2 protein-coding genes are annotated in these 1,261 nt (G+C 36.8%); both read left to right on the top strand.

The window, feature by feature from the left end:
• Window positions 1-105 precede the first annotated feature (105 nt).
• The gene (gene secE / locus KO502_RS03560) at window positions 106-492 is read left to right on the top strand and encodes a preprotein translocase subunit SecE (RefSeq protein ID WP_216021189.1); all 387 of its coding nucleotides are present in this window, start codon (window positions 106-108) and stop codon (window positions 490-492) included.
• Window positions 493-494: 2 nt separating this feature from the next.
• On the top strand, window positions 495-1,106 hold the full coding sequence (gene nusG, locus KO502_RS03555) for a transcription termination/antitermination protein NusG (protein WP_252730486.1): 612 nt from the start codon (window positions 495-497) through the stop codon (window positions 1,104-1,106).
• The last annotated feature ends 155 nt before the right edge of the window (window positions 1,107-1,261 follow it).

The raw sequence follows: 1,261 nt of genomic DNA, 5'->3' as shown, positions 1-1,261 counted from the left end.
TCTCCACCCCTGCCATTTTGAGTAAATATGAGTAAAGGTACTTATATTTTGTGGCTTGTGAAAGTAAGCGACGTTATTGGTGTAGATAAATACGGAATAGAATTTATGAATGCAAGTACAGAAGAGCAACCAAGCAGCAGTTCTTTCGATACGCTAAAGTGGGGCGTAATTTTTTTACTTTTAGCTGCAGCTGTTGCAGGTAATTATGTTTACGGCGAAGAGTCGGTATTAATCAGAGCTATCGCTGTTGTAGTATTAGTAGGTATTGCAGGTTTAGTTGCTTTACAAACTGAAAAAGGCCGTAATGCTGCTATATTTGCAAAAGAAGCGCGTACGGAAGTACGTAAAGTTGTATGGCCTACACGTCAAGAAGCCGTACAAACAACAGGTATTGTATTAGTAGTGACATTGTTAATGTCAGTATTACTTTGGGGATTAGACTCTGTTCTATTCTGGTTAGTTGGTTTAGTTACAGGCTTGAAGGTACTTTAATTATGTCTGAAGAAAACTTACCTTTTGAAGGAGAAGAAAATATATCTCCTGAAGGCGAAGAAAAACAAGTAAATCAAAACCCAAAATTACGCTGGTATGTAGTACAAGCGTTTTCTGGTTATGAAGGTCGTGTACAAAAAACATTACTTGAGCACATTGAAATTCACGGCTTGCAAGATAAGTTTGGTGAAGTTTTAGTTCCTACCGAAGAAGTGGTAGAAATGAGAGCGGGTCAAAAACGTAAAAGTTCACGTAAATTTTTCCCAGGTTACGTTTTAGTGCAAATGGAAATGGATGTTGATGCTTGGCATTTAGTGAAAAGTGTACCTCGTGTTCTTGGTTTTATTGGTGGTACAAGTGATCGTCCAGCGCCAATAACACAAAGAGAAGCTGACCGTATTTTACAACGTCTTGTTGATACAGATAAGCCTAAACCTAAAACATTGTTTGAGCCAGGCGAAGTTATTCGTGTTATCGATGGACCATTTGCTGACTTTAATGGTGTTGTTGAAGAGCTTGACTACGAGAAAAACCGTATTAAAGTATCTGTTCTTATCTTTGGTCGTTCAACGCCAGTTGATTTAGAATTTGGTCAAGTTGAAAAAAGTAGCTAATTAAGCTTCTATTTTTATTTGAATTAAACGCTTGCCTTGTGCAGGCGTTTTTTGTTTCTAGGCTTATAAAACATATCTTTTAAGCTTTCTTTCCTTCTAACAATATAAATTTTTAGCAAGCCTCGCTTATGAAACTAATAATACCAATCTGATTA

This window comes from Colwellia sp. E2M01 (assembly GCF_018860585.1).
In the GTDB taxonomy this organism is placed as follows: Bacteria; Pseudomonadota; Gammaproteobacteria; order Enterobacterales; family Alteromonadaceae; genus Colwellia.
The sequence above is the reverse complement of the archived record's forward strand: the minus strand, read 5'-3'. Positions and strand labels throughout refer to the sequence as shown.